Below are 732 nucleotides of genomic sequence, written 5' to 3' on the forward strand. Positions count from 1 at the left end.
CTGCGCCGGCGCATGAAAATTCCGGTATTCCATGATGACCAGCATGGCACGGCCATCACCGTAGCGGCAGCGCTGCTCAATGCGCTGAAGGTGGTAGAGAAAGACATTGCCGATGTGAAGCTGGTCGCATCCGGGGCCGGCGCAGCAGCGCTGGCCTGTCTCAATCTGCTCTTGAAAGTGGGCTTGCAGCGAGAAAACGTTTTCGTCACGGATCTGGCAGGGGTCGTATACGAAGGCCGCACCGAGCTGATGGACGAGGACAAGCGCGCCTTTGCCCAGAAGACTGAAGCGCGCACGCTCAGCGAAGTGATCCAGGGCGCCGATGTGTTCCTGGGGCTGTCCGCGGGCGGCGTGCTGAAATCGCCCATGGTGGCCAGCATGGCCGCCCGGCCAGTGATCTTCGCGCTGGCAAACCCGACGCCTGAAATCATGCCGGAGATAGCCCTCGCAGTACGCCACGACGCTGTCATGGCGACGGGCCGTGCGGACTATCCGAACCAGGTCAACAACGTCTTGTGCTTCCCCTATATCTTCCGGGGCGCGCTCGATTGCGGCGCAACGATGATTACGGACGAAATGGAGATTGCGGCAGTCAGGGCCATCGCGGATCTCGCCCAAGCCGAACAGAGCGACCGAGTCGCGGCAGCGTACGCCGGAGAGAAACTCGCCTTCGGCCCCGAGTACCTGATCCCCAAGCCGTTTGACCCGCGCCTGATGATGAAGATCGCGCCC

At 62.3% G+C, this 732-nt stretch carries 1 protein-coding gene; it reads left to right on the forward strand.

From position 1 onward, the window contains the following. The coding region (locus B2J89_RS21305; RefSeq protein ID WP_305792663.1) for a malic enzyme-like NAD(P)-binding protein at positions 1-732 on the forward strand (732 nt) is incomplete at both ends.

This window comes from Acidovorax sp. SRB_24 (assembly GCF_012931925.1).